This window comes from Nostoc sp. ChiQUE01b (assembly GCF_034531255.1).
In the GTDB taxonomy this organism is placed as follows: domain Bacteria; phylum Cyanobacteriota; class Cyanobacteriia; order Cyanobacteriales; family Nostocaceae; genus Nostoc.
The window spans coordinates 1-1,289 of record NZ_JAVRBM010000204.1; the positions used below are offsets into that span (position 1 = coordinate 1).

1 pseudogene is annotated in these 1,289 nt (G+C 40.1%); it reads right to left on the minus strand.

Annotated features, from left to right (window positions below):
- Positions 1-131: 131 nt before the first annotated feature.
- A pseudogene (locus RMY63_RS41640) lies at positions 132-1,148 on the minus strand (protein kinase domain-containing protein); the annotation flags it as partial.
- Positions 1,149-1,289 lie beyond the last annotated feature (141 nt).

Consider the following 1,289-nt stretch of genomic DNA (forward strand, 5'->3'; position numbering starts at 1 on the left):
TTACAAAGCCAGTTTGGGCTTTATTTGGGCTTAATTTTTGTTTAAGTCCCGTTAGTTGCATGGTATCAACTATGTTAGCGTGCTTTATCCGCTAACTACTCTCCCTACTCTCCCACACCTTTTTTCGTTCACCCAATTCCAGAGAAACCAGCCACTAGCATGATTTCTTTACTACTGTTACTGATGCGCTCAAAGGCTTGTAGTAGCGTAGCAACTTCGGTTTCACGTCCGTAAAGTTTTTCAGGAATCAGAAAGCGATCGCACACATCCCGACTTGCAATAGCGAATTCTGCAATTGTGCCTGTTGTCTTTAGCTGTTCTAAGCAATTTTGTAAATCAAATTTTAAGCCTAATGCACTTTGATAGCGGTCTTCAGCGTTCTTCGCTATCAGTTTCATCACAATATCAGAAATGACTTGCGGAACTTCTTCGCTGTGTCCGATTCTTTGCGGCATTTTAGCAATATGACAGTGAATTAACTCCATTGGGTCATTTGATGGGAAGGGAAGTTGACCTGTAAGTAATTCAAAAAAAGTTACTCCTAAGGAATAGAAATCACTGCGATAATCAATACCCCGATTCATGCGTCCAGTTTGTTCGGGAGAAATATAAGCCAGAGTACCTTCTAAAAGCTGCGGATTTTTAATCTCTTGAGTTTCTCTTGGCAGCAGAGAAGCAATGCTAAAGTCAATTAGTTTGACTTTTTTTGTTTCGGGATGAATGACAATATTAGCTGGCTTAATATCTTTGTGGATTACCCGATGCTGATACAGTCCGTTGAGGATGTCTGCAAGTTGAATTGCGATCGCTAAAAATTCGTCCAGTTCTAATGTATGTTTTTTCGTATATTCTCGCAGAGAAATGCCACCAAAGTCTTCCATCACTAGGGCATAGCTATTATGATGTCTTTCTAGACTGTAAGGTTTAACTACTCCAGGTAAGTCAAGATTTTTCGCGATCGTATATTGATTGCGGAAATGCAGCAGTTCACTAAAAGTTGGGTAATCTTGGTTGAGGTCTTTGATAATGGCACTTTGTTGCTCTACATTATGGATACCCCGGTAAACTATAGTTCTAGAACTGTAATACAGTTTTTCAACCAGTTGATACCCATTAATTACGAGTGCCAAATCCATCCCTATATTCATACTGCCTTCATCTTGAGAATTATTAGTAGCGTCTCTAGAGCATCGATTCAGTAATCAAAAATCTAACCCCCCAGCCCCTCTCCTTGTAGGCTACGGTGTACACACAAGTCCAAGTAAAGTAATAACAGAAGGAGTTGTGGG